Raw genomic sequence first — 18,361 nt, 5'->3', positions numbered from 1 at the left:
GATTTTCTAAAATCACCTCTAAGGTATATCTTTATATCCTATGTTTCTATGTGTTTAAAAAATAGATTGTGATATTAAATCCACTCACATGGGTTTGCTAATACATCAATCAATTTCTCTTCTTCGCTTCCCACTTCTGGGTGATGATCGTAAACCCATTGCACATGCGGAGGCAAACTCATTAAAATACTCTCGATTCTTCCGTTGGTTTTTAATCCGAATAAAGTGCCTTTATCGTGAACTAAATTAAACTCAACATAACGGCCACGACGTATTTCCTGCCATGTTCTTTGTTCTGGTGTATACGAAAGATTTTTTCTTCTATCTACGATTGGCACGTACGCTTCAAGGAAACTATTTCCAACTTCGGTAACGAAATTGTACCAATCTTCCATTGACATTTGCTCATTTGCTTTGCAATAATCAAAGAATAAACCACCAAGTCCGCGTGCTTCATTTCGGTGTGCATTCCAAAAATACGAATCGCATTGTTTTTTATATTTCGGATAAAACTCCGGATTATGTTTGTCGCAAGCTGTTTTACAAGTTTGATGAAAATGAACCGCATCTTCTTCAAACAAATAATAAGGCGTTAAATCCTGTCCGCCGCCAAACCATTGCTGAATGACATTTCCAGATTCATCGTACATTTCAAAATATCGCCAATTGGCGTGCACGGTAGGAACCATCGGACTTTTCGGGTGAATCACTAAACTTAATCCGCAGGCAAAGAAATCGGCTTCGCCAACGCCAAACATTTTTTGCATCGTTTCTGGAAGTTTTCCGTGAACGGCTGAAATGTTGACACCACCTTTTTCAAAAACAGCTCCGTTTTCAATAACGCGTGTTCTTCCGCCGCCACCTTCTGGTCGTTTCCATAAGTCTTCACGGAATTTAGCTGTTCCGTCAACAGCTTCTAATCCAGCTACGATTTGGTCTTGTAAGTTTTGTATGTATGCGTAAAATTTATCTTTCATTCTTCCAATTCTTTTTTGTTTTCCAAATAATTAATAGCATTTAGTTTATTTACTACTTTTTTACCTGTTTTTTCTTCAATTTCTTTACGTGTATTGCCTGCGATTGTTCCGCCTTGATTGGCAATTTTTTTGTTTTCTACAAAAGTTTCAGGCTTTTTCTCATTGCTAATTTCTTTTGTAGTGGCTTCGGCCAACATATTGAGTACTAATTCTAGATTACTCATGTTATCACGTAAATTTTCTTTCTTTAAATTTTTAAGATTTTTATATTCTTTGACTGATAAACCACTCCATGCTCTAGTAATTTCATCCGTCAAAATAGCGTATTCTTCACCTTTTTTAACACCTCTTTTATCCCATTCATCAGTAAGTTCTTTTCTTACTTCAATACTTTTTAAACGTTGATTTACCCATTCTTTCGAATATCCTTTTTTAAGATAGGTTTCCATAAGCCTGTCAAAACCAAGTTCCGGATCTTCAATTTCGTCAATTCTTTCTCGGCCAATTTTTGCCAGCCATAATTTAAAGGGTTCAGCTTTTTTTGATGGCATTGATTGAATGAGTCTGAATAGTTGTTCAGTATCAGCAACATCGGTTTTATAAAACTTACCATCTTTCGATTCCATTTTCAGTTGGTTACAATTTGTAACCAACTGACTTCCTTCTTTTTTAAGACGGTTTTTTAGTACCTTCCAATAATTATTAGGGTTTTCACTCTCTGAAAGAACGCCAACAACATCAACAATAGAAAAAAACCACTTTTCTTCTTCATCACTCCAGATTGAACGTATTTGTTTTTGTTCAAATAATTTTATGGCAGTTTCTTTGGTCATGGTTTAAATTTTGTTGTTGATTCTGCTATTGTTTAAATTATGATTTTCATATTCTAACTTTAATAATCCGAAATAAACAGTATTTTGCAATGTGCCATTACCATTTCTAAATTCGTCTCGTAAAATTCCTTCTTGTTTAAAATTATGTTTTAATGCAATTCGCTGACTGGCCAAATTAACTTCCGATGTACAGATAAAAACCTTATTCATCAATAATTCATTAAAACAGAAATTAAGCGCTTCAGAAACCATTTTAGATGTTATTCCTTTTCCTTGATAATCTTCGTCAATAAAATAGCCTAATTCACATTTAGAAATACGATAATCAATGGTTTTAACACACAAATACCCAATCAGTTTGTTGGTATTTGTGTTTCTGGCAAAAAAGAAAAATCCCTCTTTATTTTTCTCTTTATCTGAATTGACCGCAATAAAATCTTTTGCTTTCGATAAAGAATCAGAATTAGCGAGTGTTACAGGGAAAGTTTTTGCAATATGATTCGTATTCTTTTCAATTAGTTTATAAAACTCTTCAGGAAGAATATTTTCAATTCGGTCTGTTTTCCAATTTGTAAAACTCATTTTATTGGTTTTTGAGTGAAGCGATTTTAGCATTTATTCCAAAAGAAAAAACGTTGCTTTTCTGCTGAATGTATTGATAAATAGCCAAAACTTTTTCTTGGAAATCGTATTCTGATTTAGAGAATTCCAAAAGTAAATCGGCAAATTGTTCTAAATGATCCCAATCAAAATGAAGACGCATCAATAACGAAATTAATTCTTCATTTGAATAATCAACCAAAGTTTCAAGGTTTAACCCGAAATCTTTTAGTTGCTCTTCAATATTTGCTAATTGTAAGTTATCTAAAGGGTAAGGCACAAAAATGAGCGTTCGTAACGTCTTGAGGACGTTATCGATTCTGATTTTTTCTTCGTCTCTTAGGCCTTTGTTGAGCATTTGTAGGTTTAATTTATTCTGAATGTTTTCATTTCGTCTCCACGGATTAAAATCCGTGGCTACAAAATAAATCGTTCCTACGGAACTTTATATAATTTAAAAATAGTAGTGTAAACTGATTACTAAAAAACGGAACACTGAATACTATTGACCGTATTCCTTAACCGCGTCAATAAACGCCTTAGCATGATCAACAGGAATATTTGGTAAAATTCCGTGACCTAAGTTTACGATATATTTGTCTTTTCCGAATTCGTCGATCATTTGGTGAACCATTTTCTTAATCGTCGGAATTGGAGAAAGCAATCTTGAAGGATCAAAGTTTCCTTGTAAAGTGATATTTCCTCCAGACAAGTAACGAGCATTTCTAGCCGAACAAGTCCAGTCAACACCTAATGCAGATGCACGGCTTTTACCCATGTCTCCAAGAGCAAACCAACATCCTTTTCCGAAAACAATTACCGGAGTAATGTCAGCCAAAGCATCAACAATCTGGTTGATGTATTTCCATGAAAATTCCTGATAATCAACTGGAGAAAGCATTCCTCCCCAAGAATCAAAAATCTGAACGGCATTTACGCCCGATTTTACTTTTTCTTTTAAGTATAAAATAGTGGTGTCTGTAATTTTTTGTAATAAAGTATGCGCTGCAGCTGGGTTTGAAAAACAGAAACCTTTTGCAGTATCAAAACTTTTAGAACCTTTTCCTTCAACAGCATAACAGAAAATCGTCCAAGGCGAACCCGCGAAACCAATTAAGGGCACTTCGTCGTTCAACATTTCTTTAGTCAATTTTACAGCGTCGAAAACATAACCTAAAGTTTCGTTTACATCTGGAACATATACTTTATGAACATCTGCCAAAGAACGAATCGGGTTCGGGATGATCGGACCTAAATTGTCTTTTAATTCTACATGAATTCCCATTGCACGAGGTACAACCAAGATATCTGAGAACAAAATAGCAGCATCTGGCGCAATTCTGCGAATTGGCTGAACGGTGATTTCAGCAGCTAATTCTGGCGTTTCGCAACGTGTAAAAAAATCATATTTGTCACGCAGTTCTCTAAATTCTGGTAAATATCTTCCTGCCTGACGCATCATCCATACTGGTGGACGCTGAACTGTTTCTCCTTTTAATGCTTTTAAAAATAGGTCGTTTTTTAACATGTTTTTTATTTTAGTTGCAAAGTCGCAAAGTGACAGAGTTGCAAAGGTTTTTATTTATATTCGTTAAGTACATCTTCAATCACATCTTCAACGGTTGGCTGATTGGCGATAATGATGTTTTTGGTAATTTTATGTAAAGCTTCAGCAGTGGTTTCTCCAATGCAGAAACAGATTTCTTTATTAATTTTATTTTCTTTCAGATAACTTTTAACACCAGACGGGCTGAAAAATAGCAAAGCGTCTGCCTGTGTTTTTATTTTCTGTGGTGTTAACGAAGTATCGTAAACCTGAATTTCGTTAAATTGTATTCCGGCTTCTTGTAAAGCTTCTGGCAGCGTATCACGTCTTAAATTTCCACTAAAAAAAGTATAGCTTTCTTTATTGTAAATCAAAGCAATAATTTCGGCCAAATCTGCTGCGTAGCCAGTGTAAGCCATTACATTAAAACCATTATCGGTTAAAAGTGCTTTTGTTTTTAATCCAACACAAAAAACGTTTTTTGCCTTGAGCTTTTGAGCTTCTGGGTGAGATAAAACACTGTGAACGGCATTCTGACTTGTAAAAATCAGACTTTCGTTGAGGTTTTCTAATTTGAAATATTTGTTTTCGGTTTTAATGAAGTCGGCTTCAATAACTTCGAGACCAATTTTTACCAGCTCCTGTTTTAAGAGCGGATGTAATATTTTTGTGGATACTATTTGAATTGGTTTCGCCATTATTTCTTCAAAGATTCTTTAATAGACGCCATCAATTCTGCGCCGCCATTATTCAAAATTTCTTGAGCTGAATTAAAACCTAATTTCTTCCATTCTGAAATATCAACCGTTTTGTCGATTTCTAGTCTTTGTTTTCCATCAACAGAAAGTAAAACACCTTGAAAATGCAAAGTATCTTCATCTTCGTTATAGCGAACTAAAGCTCCAATTGGTGCTGTACATCCGCCTTCGAGCGTTCTTAAAAACTGGCGCTCGATGTGTGTACAGATTTCCGTTTCAATATCGTTTAACTGCGAAAGGGCATCAAGCGTATAATTATCGTTTTCCATTGCCACAACCAACATCGCTCCTTGCGCCGGCGCCGGAATCATCCAATCCAGATTAATAACGTTTTCTGGTTTTAAGTTGATTCGTTCTAAACCTGCAGCAGCAAAAACAGCACCATCCCAATCATTATCGCTCAATTTCTGCATACGCGTATTTACGTTTCCACGTAAATCTACAACGGTATGATTTGGATATCTATTGAACCATTGTGCCTGACGACGCAGACTTCCGGTTGCAATTGTACTTGGATTAGCAAAATCAGGATTTCCTTTATGGACTAAAATGTCCAAAACATTGGCTCTTTCTAAAACCGCTGCCTGAACAATTCCTTTTGGCAAAGCAGTCGGAACATCTTTCATAGAATGCACCGCAATATCAATATCGCCGTTTATCATCGCGATATCAAGGGTTTTAGTGAAAATTCCAGTAATCCCTAATTCATAAAGGGGTTTGTCCAGAATAATATCGCCCTGAGATTTAACAGCAACAATCGAAGTTTTATAGCCTAAATCATTAAGTTGTTTCTCAACAGTATGTGCTTGCCAAAGTGCTAATTCGCTGTCACGCGTCCCTATCCTGATTGTTTTTTCTGCCATGTTTTTTACCATTAAGGTATTAAGTTCATTAAGCTTTGCGCTGATTTTTTTCTACCATTAAGGCATTAAGATTCATTAAGCTTTGTGTTAAAGCTGAGATCATTAAGTTTCAATGCGTTGTGAGCTTTGTGCTTAATTTTCTTGTCATCGAGCGCTAAGCGTTTCAACTTAATTAACTTAATCTCTTAATGATTCAATTTTTTTTAATCAATTAATCTTGTGAAATATTCATTTACAAGCGGTTTCATTGATCTTGTTATGTTTGTTGTGTTGAAATTAATTAATAAGCCTTGAGGTCTTTGTAATAATTTCATATATGTTAATAATTGAGCTTCGTGAATTGGCAAAAGATTTTCAATTGCTTTTAATTCAACAATAACACAATCATTGACTAATAAATCAACTCTTAAATCCGATTCAAATTCCAGAGCGTAATATTCTACTTTTACAGATAATTGTTGCTTTACGTCATATCCGTTTTGTTCTAATTCATATTTGAGGCACTTTTCATAAATGCTTTCCAAAAGCCCAGGTCCCAAAGCTTTATGCACTTTTATAGCAAAACCTGTAATTTCGTAAGCCAACTGCGTAACCTCTTTCTTTGTCATAGAACTTATTGCTTTTTCACCATTAAGACATTAAGAAACATTAAGCTTTGCGCTGAACTTTAGATCATTAAGTTTCGAACGTTTTAAGCTTAATTCTCTTGACAAAGATTGGCTTAATTTCCTTAATATCTTAAATGGTTCGTTTTTTTGCGTTCCAACTTAATTCTCTTAATACCTTAATGGTAAAATTACGATGCTTTTATTTTGAAGACTTTTTCGATCCATTCGATGCTTTCGTCAACCATGGTATCGTCGTCTTTTAAATGATTTGCAAAATGAGTAGTGATTTTCTGGATGATTCTGTTACTGATGATTTCAGCTTGCTCTTCATTAAAATCAGCAATTTTTCTGCTTTGAAAATCCAGTTCCGAAACTTTGATAGCGTTTAATTTTTCTTTTAACGCATTAATAGTCGGTGCAAATTTTCTGCCTTTCATCCAAGTGGTGAATTCTTCTTTCACTTCTTCAATAATCGCTTCGGCTGCTGGAATGTGTAATTTTCTGTTTTCCAAAGTTTCATCTGTCAATTGAGACAAATAATCCATGTGGATTAACGTTACGCCTTCTAATTCCTCAACATTTTCATTCACGTTTTTCGGAATTGATAAATCCAAGATTAACAAAGGCTTTTTAAGATTTAAAATCGCTTTGTCAACCGTTGGGTTTTGCGCGCCTGTTGCCACAACGACAACATCGGCTTTTTGAAGTTCTAAATGTAATTCAGAATAATCTTTAACAATCAGATTCAGTTTTCCAGCCAATTTCTCGGCTTTGTCTTTGGTTCTGTTGATTAAAGTGATATGTTCGTTTTTAGTATGTTTTACCAGATTCTCGCAAGTATTTCTTCCGATTTTTCCAGTTCCGAACAATAAGATGTTTTTATTGCTGATATTCTCAACATTTTTCATAATGTATTGTACGGATGCAAAAGAAACTGAAGTCGCTCCAGAACTAATTTCGGTTTCATTTTTAATTCTTTTGCTTGCCTGAATCACTGCATTAACCAATCTTTCCATAAAAGCATTGGCTAAATTCATTGATTTTGAATGAATAAAAGAAGTTTTTATTTGAGAGATAATTTCGAAGTCACCCAAGATCTGACTGTCTAAACCAGTTCCTACGCGAAAAATATGATTGATAGCTTCTTGATTTTTGTAAACGAATCCCACTTTTTGAAAAGCGTCAACAGATCCGTTACTATTATCGCAAATCAATTTTATTAATTGAAATGGGTGTTCTGCAAAACCGTAGATTTCGGTTCTGTTGCAGGTTGAAGTTACAATTAAGCTTTCTATTCCATCGTTTTTAGCTTGTTCCAGTAATCGCGTTTTCGCAACGGCATCCAAACTAAATTGACCTCTGACCTCAGCATCAGCTTTTTTATAACTCAGACCAACTGAGTAAAAATAAAGATGTTTCGGTACGTTATTGTTTTCCATAAATTCACTTTCATAAAAGTGCAACAAAATTATTACTATACCATCGATAAAAATAACGCTAAAAGTACTTTTTATGTCGCTGTATGTTTTTTTGATCCTAAATAGGTGTTTTTGAGTAAAAAGGACTACTTTTGTAGCAAAATCAACTCATTTGAAGTGATTAGTTTAGAGTCGTTCTAAATAACATTTGAACTTTGTTTTGATTTTCGTTTCAAAAAAATATCGCTATGGGTTCTCAAGAAATTATAAAAATTGAAGACGACTTTACACTGATCCGTTTTCAAAACGACAGTTCCGAGCCTTTTTTTGCACAGCACGAAATTGTAGGTACTGGCCTGATACAGTTTCACTTCGGAATAAAAGGCAACGCAAAATTCTTGTTCAATCAAGGTACTTATGCTTTAGAATTGAAAGAAGAGAAATCGCTTCTTTTATACAATCCTCAAAAGGAATTACCGCTTCATTTAGAACTGGCTCCAAACTCGTGGGCAATCTCTGTAATTGTTTCAATAAAGAAATTTCACGCGTTATTTTCGGCGGAAGCCAATTATATTACTTTCTTAAGTCCGGATAATAAGGATAAGAAATATTATAACGAAGGAAATATCAGTCCGTCAATGGCGATTGTGCTGAGTCAGCTGTTTCATTACAACCTTCATCCTTCGATAAAAAATCTTTATTATAAAGGAAAAGGATATGAATTATTGAGTTTGTACTTCAATAGAACCGAAGATCCAAATGCAGAACAATGTCCATTTTTGATTGATGAAGATAATGTTTTGAAAATCAGAAAAGCCAAAGAAATTGTAATTGCAAATATGGCCGAACCGCCAGGATTGCAAGAATTGGCAGATGAAATTGGACTGAATTTGAAAAAGCTCAAAATGGGTTTTAAACAAATTTACGGCGACACGGTTTATGGTTTCCTTTTCGATTACAAGATGGATTTCGCCAGAAAACTATTAGACAGCGGATCGTATAATGTAAACGAAGTAGGGTTGAAGATTGGATACAGCACAGGAAGCCACTTTATAGCTGCATTCAAAAAGAAATTCGGAACAACACCAAAAAAATATTTGATGTCGATTAATGCGAATGTTTGATGATGTATAGGTATTCAATAATTTTACTGGTTTTATCAATTCTATCCTGCAAATCGAAAGAAGAAAAAATGTTTTTTGATTTTGATACTGTTGAATATTATTCTTTGAATAAAAATAAAGAAGAAGAAATGGGAAAGAACAATAGTAAAAGTATTGATAATGGTATTTTTGATAAAATCTTTTTTGATAATTATCCAGAGAAACTAAATAATGACATTTTTTATAAAACAATTAACTCTGAGGGATTTTCAAAGTTTGCAGTATCTCAAAAAGATGCTGAATATTTAAAAGGAAATATTTTTTCAGAGAAAACTTCTATAAAGACTTTGCAAACTGTATATGCTTGTTCTCCTCAATACAGAGATATTTTAGTTTTTAAAAAGAAAAATCAAATTTCTGGTATAGCTAAGATTTGTCTTTCTTGCCATCAGTTTTATTTCATTAGTTCTAAAAAAGAAATTAAAACTGAAGATTTTGGAACAGATGGAGAATATAAATCATTAGAAAAATTATTTAAAAAATATAAAAAGTAAAAGATGTTTCAAAGCATCAATTTTATAAATCAAAACATAAACAAAAAATAATAATTATCATATTTCTAATAAAGTACACAACTTACTTTTGCAGAAATTTTTAAAAACAAATAAAAGCTTAAAGCCTAGAGCTTAAAGCCTAAAGCAAAAAACATGAAAGGCGTATTATTAGTAAACTTAGGTTCTCCAGACAGTCCACAACCAAAAGATGTAAAACCATATTTAGATGAATTTTTAATGGATAAATACGTAATTGACGTTCCGTATTTATTGAGAGCATTATTGGTTCGCGGTATTATTTTAAGAAAAAGACCAGAAGAATCGGCTCATGCTTACGCAAAAATTTGGTGGGAAGAAGGTTCTCCGCTTGTTGTTCTTTCTGAAAGAATGCAACAAAAAGTACAGCCATTAGTAAACGTTCCAGTTGCATTGGCAATGCGTTACGGAAGTATGACAATTGAAAAAGGTCTTCAGGAATTGCACGATAAAGGAGTTACAGATGTAATGCTTTTTCCTTTATATCCGCAATATGCAATGGCTTCGACTTTGACTATTTTGGTTAAAGCCGAGGAAATTCGCAAAAAGAAATTTCCTCACATGAAATTTACCGATGTTCCTGCATTTTACAACAAGCCAGATTACATCAAAAACTTAGCAGATTCTATCCAGAAACATTTGGTTGGATTTGATTATGATCATTTATTATTTTCATATCACGGAATCCCGGAGCGTCATATCCGTAAAACCGATGTAACGAAATCGCATTGTAAAATTGACGGCTCTTGTTGCAACACGCCATCGCCAGCACATGAGTTTTGCTACCGCCATCAATGTTACGAAACTACAAGACAAGTCGTTAAATTATTGGGGCTTCCTGAAGATAAATATAGTTTAACTTTCCAATCTCGTTTGGCGGGAGACAAATGGTTAGAACCTTATACTGATGTTGAAATTGACAATATGCCAGCAAAAGGAATCAAGAAATTAGCGGTTGTAACTCCGGCTTTCGTTTCAGATTGTTTAGAAACTCTGGAAGAAATCGCAATGCGCGCCAAAGAAGATTTTGAAGCAAATGGGGGAGAAGAATTTTTAGCAATTCCGTGTTTGAATGATGATGACGAATGGTGTGAAACCGTTTCGAATTGGATTAACGATTGGGCTAAATAATTGAAATTGTTGAAATGAGTAAATTAAAATATCTGTCTATTTTTTTTTTAACTTCTATAATTTTATCGGGATGCAAAAAAAGAGAAACTTTTGAGAATAACGTTTTTTTTGATAAAACATTTAACTGGGAAATTGCAATTCCGGATGATTACGAAAAAGTAAATCAGAAGGAGCATGAAAAAGGAAAGCCGCTTTTGATTGAGACAAAGAATTCTATTGTTGCCTTTAAAAGAGATAATAAGAATTATTTTTCTGCTAATTATGAAGATGTTACTGGAGACAACAGATCGGTTGACCTCAATTTAAGATTGAAAGATTTTTTATTTTTAAAGAAAATCGGTCAACTCTATCCAAAAGGTAAAATGGGAGATTATGCTGTAACGAGTGAGAATATTTCAGGTTTAAAATTTAGAAAATCAAAAATTGCTGTTACAGAAAATGGCAAGACTGTTGCGACAGTTGTAATTTTCTCTAGCATTTTTATTGATAAAGTTTTTACAGCTTCAATAGTTTATGAAGACGAAGAGTATGGCAATGCTATGATAAATCTGTTTCAAAAATCAACATTTAAGCAATAAATGGAATACTATAACTATTTAAAATCACTGCATTTAATTTTTGTAATCACTTGGTTTGCAGGTTTGTTTTATATCGTGCGTTTGTTTGTGTACCAAATTGAAGCCAACGACAAACCATCGCCAGAAAAAGAAATTCTGCAGGAGCAATACAAAATTATGGCTTACCGTTTGTGGTATATTATTACTTGGCCATCAGCAGTTTTGGCGAGTATTTTTGCTTTTTGGATGCTATTCTTTACAGATGCGGGCCATGTTTGGATGAAAATGCCGTGGATGCACGTAAAACTGTGTTTCGTTTTCCTTTTGTATTTGTATCACGGAAAATGCCATCAGATTTTTAAACAGCTGCAAAACGACGAGGTAAAATATACTAGCAACTTCATGCGTTTATGGAATGAAGGTGCTACGATTATTTTGTTTGCTGTCGTTTTTTTAGTAGTTTTAAAAAGTGCCATCAACTGGATTTTCGGCGTAATCGGAATTATTTTATTCTCGGTTTTAATCATGCTAGGATTCCGATTTTACAAGAGAATTAGAGAGAAAAAATAGTTTTTTAGTTTCATGTTTCATGTTTCAAGTTGCCAAACGCAACGTAACCTGAAACTTGAAACCTGAAACAAACAAAACAAAAAAGAAATGCTAAACTTCAAAATGTCAATGCTTTCACTTCGTACCAGGATTTTCCTGTCGATGATTGTATTGATTGTGGTAGCGTCTTTTTTATTGGCTTCGATTTCGATTATTCAATTTAAAACCGAAGCAAAAGAATACCATCAGGAACGACTTGAACGAAAAGAAAATGCCGTAAAAGAACACATCAATTATGTTCTGGCAACGACTACTTATCCGTTGAAAACGCAGAATTTGGATTTGATTTTTAAAGATAAAATCCACGAACTGGCGCAAATTCATAAAATCGAAATCAATATTTATAGTCTTGACGGAAAACTGCTCAAATCTTCTAAAGAGACTTTTGCAGTAGATAAAGTCGCTCCGCCAATTCCAGAATATATTCTAAAACTCGTTCGTTCTTCTATCGAAAAGCGATTTGTAGACATCAAAACTATTGACGGCGTTAAAAACAGATCTTCGTACAGTTTAATAAAAGACGAAAAATTCAAACCGCTCGGAATTCTGAATCTTCCATATTTAGAAGACGACGGTTATTATGATAACGAGCTGAATACTTTCTTGATTCGTTTGAGTCAGGTATATTCTTTTATGTTGATCGTGGCTTTCGCGTTGGCTTATTTCCTTTCGACTTACATTACAAAATCACTTAAAACCATTTCAGATCGTTTAGAAGAAACCAACTTGGATCAGAAAAACGAAAAAATCGTTCTGGAAGCAAATAGCAAAGAAGTCAACTTTTTGATTAAAGCGTATAACGGAATGGTCGACAAATTGGAAACCAGTGCCATCAAATTAGCGCAAAGCGAACGTGAAGAAGCTTGGCGCGAAATGGCGAAACAAGTCGCACACGAAATTAAAAATCCATTGACACCGATGCGTTTGACGGTGCAAAGCTTTCAGCGAAAATTTGATCCGAACGATCCAAATGTAAAGCAGAAAATGAATGATTATTCCGAAACGTTAATTCAGCAGATTGATACCATGACAGCTGTAGCTTCGGCGTTTTCGAACTTTGCTTCGATGCCGGCACAGCAGAATGAAACGCTAAATGTCGTTGAGGTTGTCGAACTGGCGTTAGATATTTTCAACGAAGATTATATTGTTTTTGAAAGTGACGAAACGGAAATTATTTCCAAAATGGACCGTACGCAATTAATCCGTGTCATTACCAACTTGGTTAAAAATGCAACGCAAGCCATTCCAGAAAGCCAGTTTCAGAAATCAATTGTGGTTACGGTAAAACGTCTTGATGACAATGTTGAAATTGCGGTAAAAGACAACGGAATTGGTATACAGAAACAAGACATCGGACGAATCTTCGAACCTAAATTTACCACCAAAACCAGCGGTATGGGTCTCGGACTCGGAATTATCAAAAACATTATCGAAAATTACAAAGGAACAATTACCTTTGAGTCAACTTACGGAAAAGGAACCACATTTACGGTTTCTCTCCCTATCACCAACTCATAAAATAAAGCATCATGAACTACGAAAATCTTTTAATTTCTATTGAAGAAAATATCGCTACAGTAACCATAAACAGACCAGCAAAATTGAATGCTTTAAACAAAGACACAATTAGCGATCTGAGTAAAGCGATTAAATTATTGGGTAAAAATGATGATATCCGCGTTATTATTTTAACAGGAAGCGGCGAAAAAGCATTTGTTGCGGGAGCTGATATTTCAGAATTTGCCAATTATACCATTGTTGAAGGCGCACAATTGGCCGCTGAAGGTCAGGAATCTCTTTTTGATATGATTGAAGGTTTAAAAAAGCCGGTTATCGCAGCAATTAACGGATTTGCTCTTGGCGGTGGATTGGAACTGGCAATGGCTTGTCATTTTAGAGTAGCTTCTGATAATGCAAAAATGGGACTTCCAGAAGTTACTTTAGGATTAATTCCAGGTTATGGAGGAACACAGCGTTTGCCTCAATTGGTTGGAAAAGGCCGTGCAATGGAAATGATCATGACCGCAGCTATGATTTCTGCCGAAGAAGCTAAACAATACGGTTTGGTAAATCACGTAGTGCCACAAGCAGAGCTTTTATCTTTTACAAATGTAATTGCACAGAAAATAATTAAAAATGCTCCTTTCGCTATCGGAAAAGCAATAAAAGCAATCAATGCTAATTTTACAGACGGTAAAAACGGTTTTGATGTCGAAATAAAATCATTCGGAAAATGCTTCGGAACTGCCGATTTTAAAGAAGGAACAACTGCATTTTTAGAAAAAAGAAAAGCTGAATTTACAGGAAAATAAAGTTATACCGCAGAGTTGCACAAAGATTCCACAGAGATACACCAAGAAGATTTTATTAAACTTTGTGTGACTTTGCGAAATCTTTGTGCAACTTTGCGGTAAAATAAACACAAAGAGAGAAAAACTTAGAATCTCAGCCTCTCAGAACCTTAGTAGCTATAAAAAACCTTAGCACCTTAAAAAAAATGTACGAACCAATATTTGCCCTTTTTTGTGAACGAGTTAAAGAAAGCATCCAAAGCGGAACTTTCGCTAAATTGACTTTGGCCAAAACAATGGGCGATACCGACTTAAAAAATGTTTACTTCCGCTTGGTTTTAAACGAAGACAATACTTATTCGATCTCGCTTACTTTTCGCTATAAAACAGAAGAAATCGAGAGTATTCATTCTTTAGATGAAGCGTTGTTGATTTTAGGGACACACATCAAAAAACCTTTTCTAACGGCACTTTTATTTACAACCAACGACGACGTAACTTTTAAAGTAAATAAAAAGAATGCAGGAAGCATTATTGAGCAAGCACCAACATTTAAAAATGCATCGCCCGTAATGTTAGAAATGATTGAAAAAGGGATTGTTTAAATAGGAGCCGTTCCTACGGAACTCTATTTGTAACTAATATATGTTTTCAACGGATTAAAATCCGTTGCTACAATATGACCGTTTCTACGAAACTCTATTTTGAATTATAAAAGAGCCATAGGCTCGATACATTTTGTAGGGACGGATTTTAATCCGTCCGAAAAATTGAGGTAATTACTTTGCGGACTTCGACTTCGCTCAGTCTAACAAGAGAATAAAATTGTTCGTGAATCTTTGTGAAACTTCTCCGCGAATCTCTGTGAAATACCCCTAAACCAGCTTTACAAACAAATTAGAAGCAATTTTATTCGAAATAGACAATTCCGTACCATTCACTTTAATTCGAACCGATAAATCGAAAGATTCTTTAGAAAGAAATTCAATTTTCGATCCCAAAGCAATTCCCTGTTTGTCTAAGTATTTAAGGAATTCTGATGAGGTATCTTTAACACCTACACAAACGCCGATCTGGTTTTCCTCTAATTCAGATAAAAGCTGTTTTTCAATTTTGATAATTCGTCCGTTTGCATCTGGAATCGGGTCACCGTGTGGATCTTCAGTCGGATTTCCAAGAAAATCATCCAAACGGTTAATCAATTGTTCTGATTTGATGTGTTCCAATTGTTCGGCAATATCATGAACCTCATCCCAGCTGAAATTCAGCTTTTCTACCAAAAACACCTCCCATAAACGATGTTTTCTCACAATCATTTTCGCGGCAAGCTTTCCGTTTTCGGTTAATGATACACCTTGGTATTTTTTATAATTTACTAAATCTTTCTCTGCCAATTTTTTAAGCATATCAGTTACAGAGGAAGCTTTCGTTTCCATAATTTCAGCAATAGCATTAGTGCTCACTTCCGTCTCCAAAGCAGCAGTCAGATGATATATAGATTTTAAGTAGTTTTCTTCTGAAAAGGTCATTCTCTTTTAAGTTTCAAAGGTGCAGAGTGGCAAAGAGACAAAGTTTTATGTTTTGTCGGTTTGAGCTTTGCTTATTTTTTAGACAATAAATAAAGATAAAATAAAGAAATCATAAAGTTCGGAGAAAAGCTTTGCAACTTTGTCACTCTGCACCTTTGAACCTCTCATTTAACAATCAACAAAGGTATCGAAATTTTATGTCTCAATTTGTCTACCGTTGTGCCAAAAAGAATATCTTTTAATCCAGTGTGGCCGTGGGTTCCCATAACGAGAATGTCAAAATCTCCACCGTTTATAATTTCTGGAATTACTTTGTTTGGTTTTCCAAAACCAAGTTCCGTTTCGATTTTGAAACCTTTCTCCGTTAACATGTCTTTATACTGAAGTAAAAGCTTTTCATCGATTGTGGTTTCATGATCATGTACATGAACGCCGTACATTAAGGCTCCGACTGTTTCTACGACGTGAATTAAAGTGTAATTGGTTTCGGCTCCTCCTAATTCGAATGCTTTGTTTAAAGCGGCTTCGTCGGCATTTGAAAAATCTACAGAAATGGCAATGTTTTGAATGCTTTGACTTTGTTTAGGAGAAAAGCGAAGCTGTAAATTGTGAGGAGAATGATTGATCGCTTTTGCCTTTGCTTTAGCAATAAATGGTTTGAAAACGATGTAAAGCAACAAGCCTAAGAAACCGAAAGCAAGAGGTACAACGGTAAACCATAGAACTGCTGGATGATTTGAACTTTCTAACCAAGAAGAGATTTCATCATAAACTAATTTAGCGTTAAGCGAGACAATAATCAATGCAATAATCCAAGAAACAACTTGAGTCGTTTTAGAGATATGAAAACCATTCATTTTCGATTTATCGCTCACAAAATGGATTAGCGGAATTATTGCAAATCCCAATTGGAGACTCAAGATCACCTGACTTAAAATCAGTAATTTCCCTGTGACGTCTTCTCCGTAAATGTAAATGACAATTAAGGCCGGAACAATCGCGATCAATCGCGTAATAATTCTACGAACCCAAGGCTGAATTCTTAAATGCAGATAACCTTCCATTACAATTTGTCCCGCCAAAGTTCCGGTTACAGTAGAACTCTGTCCAGCGGCAATCAGTGCGACGGCAAATAAGATTGGCGCCCATTTGTTTCCTAAAAGCGGTTCTAAGAATTTATGTGCATCTTGAATTTCAGCAACTTCAAACATTCCGTTTTTATGGAATGTGGCGGCAGCAAGAATCAAAATCGCAGCATTTACAAAAAAGGCAAGATTTAATGCAATGGTCGAATCGATGAAGTTGTATTTTAAAGCCTGTTTGATTCCCGCTGGCGTTCTGTCAAATTTTCTAGTTTGCACTAAAGACGAATGCAGATATAGGTTGTGCGGCATTACCGTTGCTCCAATAATTCCGATCGCAATATACAAAGCAGCTGAATTAGGAATAGAAGGAACCAGTCCGCCAATGATTTTATGAATTTCTGGTTCGGCAAAAATCATTTCGAAAATGAAAGAAAACCCAATAATTGCCACCAAAGCAATAATGAAAGCTTCCATTTTTCGAATCCCTTTATTAATCAAAAATAGAAGGATAAAAGTATCTAAAACCGTAATCAAAACTCCCTCAAGAAGTGGAATCCCGAATAAAAGGTTAATACCAATCGCCATTCCGAGAACTTCTGCTAAATCGCAGGCGGCAATCGCAATTTCGGCTAGAAAATATAAAATGTAGTTAATGTATTTAGAGTACGTTTCTCTCGATGCCTGCGCAAGGTCACGCTGTGTTACAATTCCGAGACGGGCACTTAGACTCTGCAGCAGCAAAGCCATTAAATTACTCATTAGTAAAACCCAAACCAAAGTGTAGCCAAACTGGCTTCCGCCGGCGATATCGGTGGCCCAGTTCCCTGGATCCATATATCCTACGCTGACTAAATATGCTGGGCCTAAAAAGGCTAAAATTTTTCTGAAACCTGTTTTTTTATGTTCTGTAGAGACAGATTCGTGTACCTCTTCTAAAGATTTACCCATTGTAAAAGTATTGTTTTCACAAATATAAAGAAAAATTATATTCGCGAAACAATATTTTTAGACGAGTCTAAATGTTAAATGTTAGAATTTAAACATTTTGGACACAATCCAGAAAGTGTAAAGTTGATTTCGTTTACTTTGTAATTGTGTGGCATAATATAGCTAGGTTTTACACTTTCCAGACAAGTAATTTCATGACAGTTTTCGCAGCTAAAGTGAGCATGGTTGTGAATGTGTACGCGTTGGTGCGAATGATTGCACTTGGCATACTTTACCGTTCCGTCAAGATTCGAAATTTTATGAATAACATCTTCATTAATTAATCGATCCAAAATTCTATAAATAGTAACGCGATCGCATAAATCATTTAATTGTTTATGGATTTCGGTGTGCGAAAGAGCGGTTTTAGATTTTTCAAACACTTCTAAAACAGCGGTCTTTGCGGCGGTATTACGTGTCGTTTTCATTTGTACAGCATTAAAAATTAAACGCAACAATGTTGCAATTGATAAAAATATGTATATTTGCAACATAATTGCATTAAAGCAAAAGTACACAGAATGAAGAAAATAAGCACCTCTTTTTACGATATTTTAGGAATTTCAAGCGCAACGATTTGTTTGGTTCACTGTTTGATTTTCCCTCTTTTAACGATACTTCCTTTAGGTTTGAGTCACAATCCAATTATAGATTTACTATTTGCTTCGATAGGTTTATTTGCAATTCTCAAAATTATAAAAAAATCAGCTCTTTTGGTGTCGTCTATTTTAGTTGTTTCAATGGCGCTAATTTGGATCAGTGTTTTGACGGATCTCTTTTTCGAAATTCATTTGGATCTGATTTATTTCGGAGGAATCGGAATGGTCATCGGACATTTAATTAATTACAGATTACACAAAAAACAAAATCATTAAA

At 34.7% G+C, this 18,361-nt stretch carries 21 protein-coding genes; 9 read left to right on the top strand and 12 right to left on the bottom strand.

The features are described from left to right. Positions 1-74: 74 nt before the first annotated feature. The 9 genes from hemF to hemA all read right to left on the bottom strand — a co-directional run bounded on the left by hemF (position 75) and on the right by hemA (position 7,624). Positions 75-977 (bottom strand): oxygen-dependent coproporphyrinogen oxidase, encoded by a 903-nt coding sequence (gene hemF / locus Q9Q97_RS01975; RefSeq protein ID WP_306153911.1) that lies wholly within the window; start codon positions 975-977, stop codon positions 75-77. After that, entirely contained in the window at positions 974-1,810 is an 837-nt protein-coding gene (locus tag Q9Q97_RS01970; protein ID WP_306153910.1) for a BRO family protein, read from the bottom strand. The genes hemF and Q9Q97_RS01970 overlap by 4 nt, the downstream gene beginning before the upstream one ends. A 3-nt stretch (positions 1,811-1,813) precedes the next feature. Then, entirely contained in the window at positions 1,814-2,392 is a 579-nt protein-coding gene (locus tag Q9Q97_RS01965) for a GNAT family N-acetyltransferase (RefSeq protein WP_306153908.1), read from the bottom strand. Between the two features lies 1 nt (position 2,393). Beyond that, positions 2,394-2,768 carry a hypothetical protein gene (locus Q9Q97_RS01960; RefSeq protein WP_306153906.1) on the bottom strand — a complete coding sequence of 125 codons (375 nt, stop codon included), beginning with the start codon at positions 2,766-2,768 and terminating at the stop codon, positions 2,394-2,396. A 144-nt stretch (positions 2,769-2,912) separates the two neighbouring features. Beyond that, positions 2,913-3,938 (bottom strand): uroporphyrinogen decarboxylase, encoded by a 1,026-nt coding sequence (gene hemE, locus Q9Q97_RS01955; RefSeq protein ID WP_125718373.1) that lies wholly within the window; start codon positions 3,936-3,938, stop codon positions 2,913-2,915. Between the two features lie 50 nt (positions 3,939-3,988). Then, complete coding sequence (locus tag Q9Q97_RS01950) at positions 3,989-4,654, bottom strand: uroporphyrinogen-III synthase (RefSeq protein WP_306153903.1); 666 nt, start codon at positions 4,652-4,654, stop codon at positions 3,989-3,991. Beyond that, complete coding sequence (gene hemC, locus Q9Q97_RS01945) at positions 4,654-5,577, bottom strand: hydroxymethylbilane synthase (RefSeq protein WP_306153901.1); 924 nt, start codon at positions 5,575-5,577, stop codon at positions 4,654-4,656. Before hemC ends, Q9Q97_RS01950 begins: the two co-directional genes overlap by 1 nt. Positions 5,578-5,780: 203 nt before the next feature. Then, positions 5,781-6,185 (bottom strand): GxxExxY protein, encoded by a 405-nt coding sequence (locus Q9Q97_RS01940; RefSeq protein ID WP_306153899.1) that lies wholly within the window; start codon positions 6,183-6,185, stop codon positions 5,781-5,783. A 188-nt stretch (positions 6,186-6,373) separates the two neighbouring features. Continuing rightward, positions 6,374-7,624, bottom strand: a complete 1,251-nt coding sequence (gene hemA / locus Q9Q97_RS01935; protein ID WP_306153897.1) for a glutamyl-tRNA reductase — start codon at positions 7,622-7,624, stop codon at positions 6,374-6,376. Positions 7,625-7,851: 227 nt separating this feature from the next. Here hemA and Q9Q97_RS01930 point away from each other — a divergent pair, with 227 nt between their 5' ends. The 8 genes from Q9Q97_RS01930 to Q9Q97_RS01895 all read left to right on the top strand — a co-directional run bounded on the left by Q9Q97_RS01930 (position 7,852) and on the right by Q9Q97_RS01895 (position 14,489). Then, positions 7,852-8,727 carry an AraC family transcriptional regulator gene (locus tag Q9Q97_RS01930; RefSeq protein ID WP_306153895.1) on the top strand — a complete coding sequence of 292 codons (876 nt, stop codon included), beginning with the start codon at positions 7,852-7,854 and terminating at the stop codon, positions 8,725-8,727. A 68-nt stretch (positions 8,728-8,795) separates the two neighbouring features. Next, positions 8,796-9,260, top strand: a complete 465-nt coding sequence (locus Q9Q97_RS01925; RefSeq protein ID WP_306153893.1) for a hypothetical protein — start codon at positions 8,796-8,798, stop codon at positions 9,258-9,260. A gap of 153 nt (positions 9,261-9,413) precedes the next feature. Next, a complete protein-coding gene (gene hemH / locus Q9Q97_RS01920) occupies positions 9,414-10,427 on the top strand; it encodes a ferrochelatase (protein WP_306153891.1) in 1,014 nt (337 codons plus the stop codon). Between the two features lie 14 nt (positions 10,428-10,441). After that, complete coding sequence (locus Q9Q97_RS01915) at positions 10,442-11,005, top strand: hypothetical protein (protein ID WP_306153889.1); 564 nt, start codon at positions 10,442-10,444, stop codon at positions 11,003-11,005. Further along, the gene (locus Q9Q97_RS01910) at positions 11,006-11,554 is read left to right on the top strand and encodes a CopD family protein (RefSeq protein ID WP_306153887.1); all 549 of its coding nucleotides are present in this window, start codon (positions 11,006-11,008) and stop codon (positions 11,552-11,554) included. Positions 11,555-11,695: 141 nt separating this feature from the next. Next, positions 11,696-13,111, top strand: a complete 1,416-nt coding sequence (locus Q9Q97_RS01905) for a HAMP domain-containing sensor histidine kinase (protein WP_306154848.1) — start codon at positions 11,696-11,698, stop codon at positions 13,109-13,111. Positions 13,112-13,122: 11 nt separating this feature from the next. Continuing rightward, the gene (locus Q9Q97_RS01900; protein WP_306153885.1) at positions 13,123-13,905 is read left to right on the top strand and encodes an enoyl-CoA hydratase/isomerase family protein; all 783 of its coding nucleotides are present in this window, start codon (positions 13,123-13,125) and stop codon (positions 13,903-13,905) included. Between the two features lie 185 nt (positions 13,906-14,090). Beyond that, a complete protein-coding gene (locus tag Q9Q97_RS01895) occupies positions 14,091-14,489 on the top strand; it encodes a hypothetical protein (protein WP_306153883.1) in 399 nt (132 codons plus the stop codon). A gap of 270 nt (positions 14,490-14,759) precedes the next feature. On the opposite strand, the gene Q9Q97_RS01890 is transcribed toward Q9Q97_RS01895, so the two are convergent. From Q9Q97_RS01890 to Q9Q97_RS01880, 3 genes are all read right to left on the bottom strand, one after another. Next, complete coding sequence (locus Q9Q97_RS01890; protein ID WP_306153881.1) at positions 14,760-15,413, bottom strand: metal-dependent transcriptional regulator; 654 nt, start codon at positions 15,411-15,413, stop codon at positions 14,760-14,762. Between the two features lie 164 nt (positions 15,414-15,577). After that, positions 15,578-17,446 carry an Nramp family divalent metal transporter gene (locus Q9Q97_RS01885; protein ID WP_306153880.1) on the bottom strand — a complete coding sequence of 623 codons (1,869 nt, stop codon included), beginning with the start codon at positions 17,444-17,446 and terminating at the stop codon, positions 15,578-15,580. Positions 17,447-17,520: 74 nt separating this feature from the next. Beyond that, positions 17,521-17,913 carry a Fur family transcriptional regulator gene (locus tag Q9Q97_RS01880; protein WP_306153878.1) on the bottom strand — a complete coding sequence of 131 codons (393 nt, stop codon included), beginning with the start codon at positions 17,911-17,913 and terminating at the stop codon, positions 17,521-17,523. A gap of 93 nt (positions 17,914-18,006) precedes the next feature. On the opposite strand from Q9Q97_RS01880, the gene Q9Q97_RS01875 reads away from it, so the two are divergent. Next, entirely contained in the window at positions 18,007-18,360 is a 354-nt protein-coding gene (locus tag Q9Q97_RS01875) for a MerC domain-containing protein (RefSeq protein WP_306153876.1), read from the top strand. Position 18,361: the final 1 nt, after the last annotated feature.

Origin of the sequence: Flavobacterium sp. DG2-3, assembly GCF_030730925.1 — a bacterium.
GTDB lineage: Bacteria > Bacteroidota > Bacteroidia > Flavobacteriales > Flavobacteriaceae > Flavobacterium.
This window is presented reverse-complemented; position numbering and strand designations above follow the sequence as displayed.

Coding starts and splice junctions, on each gene's coding strand:
- hemF (WP_306153911.1), bottom strand. CDS start 977: ATGAAAGATAAATTTTACGCATACATACAAAACTTACAAGACCAAATC.
- Q9Q97_RS01970 (WP_306153910.1), bottom strand. CDS start 1,810: ATGACCAAAGAAACTGCCATAAAATTATTTGAACAAAAACAAATACGT.
- Q9Q97_RS01965 (WP_306153908.1), bottom strand. CDS start 2,392: ATGAGTTTTACAAATTGGAAAACAGACCGAATTGAAAATATTCTTCCT.
- Q9Q97_RS01960 (WP_306153906.1), bottom strand. CDS start 2,768: ATGCTCAACAAAGGCCTAAGAGACGAAGAAAAAATCAGAATCGATAAC.
- hemE (WP_125718373.1), bottom strand. CDS start 3,938: ATGTTAAAAAACGACCTATTTTTAAAAGCATTAAAAGGAGAAACAGTT.
- Q9Q97_RS01950 (WP_306153903.1), bottom strand. CDS start 4,654: ATGGCGAAACCAATTCAAATAGTATCCACAAAAATATTACATCCGCTC.
- hemC (WP_306153901.1), bottom strand. CDS start 5,577: ATGGCAGAAAAAACAATCAGGATAGGGACGCGTGACAGCGAATTAGCA.
- Q9Q97_RS01940 (WP_306153899.1), bottom strand. CDS start 6,185: ATGACAAAGAAAGAGGTTACGCAGTTGGCTTACGAAATTACAGGTTTT.
- hemA (WP_306153897.1), bottom strand. CDS start 7,624: ATGGAAAACAATAACGTACCGAAACATCTTTATTTTTACTCAGTTGGT.
- Q9Q97_RS01930 (WP_306153895.1), top strand. CDS start 7,852: ATGGGTTCTCAAGAAATTATAAAAATTGAAGACGACTTTACACTGATC.
- Q9Q97_RS01925 (WP_306153893.1), top strand. CDS start 8,796: ATGTTTTTTGATTTTGATACTGTTGAATATTATTCTTTGAATAAAAAT.
- hemH (WP_306153891.1), top strand. CDS start 9,414: ATGAAAGGCGTATTATTAGTAAACTTAGGTTCTCCAGACAGTCCACAA.
- Q9Q97_RS01915 (WP_306153889.1), top strand. CDS start 10,442: ATGAGTAAATTAAAATATCTGTCTATTTTTTTTTTAACTTCTATAATT.
- Q9Q97_RS01910 (WP_306153887.1), top strand. CDS start 11,006: ATGGAATACTATAACTATTTAAAATCACTGCATTTAATTTTTGTAATC.
- Q9Q97_RS01905 (WP_306154848.1), top strand. CDS start 11,696: ATGATTGTATTGATTGTGGTAGCGTCTTTTTTATTGGCTTCGATTTCG.
- Q9Q97_RS01900 (WP_306153885.1), top strand. CDS start 13,123: ATGAACTACGAAAATCTTTTAATTTCTATTGAAGAAAATATCGCTACA.
- Q9Q97_RS01895 (WP_306153883.1), top strand. CDS start 14,091: ATGTACGAACCAATATTTGCCCTTTTTTGTGAACGAGTTAAAGAAAGC.
- Q9Q97_RS01890 (WP_306153881.1), bottom strand. CDS start 15,413: ATGACCTTTTCAGAAGAAAACTACTTAAAATCTATATATCATCTGACT.
- Q9Q97_RS01885 (WP_306153880.1), bottom strand. CDS start 17,446: ATGGGTAAATCTTTAGAAGAGGTACACGAATCTGTCTCTACAGAACAT.
- Q9Q97_RS01880 (WP_306153878.1), bottom strand. CDS start 17,913: ATGAAAACGACACGTAATACCGCCGCAAAGACCGCTGTTTTAGAAGTG.
- Q9Q97_RS01875 (WP_306153876.1), top strand. CDS start 18,007: ATGAAGAAAATAAGCACCTCTTTTTACGATATTTTAGGAATTTCAAGC.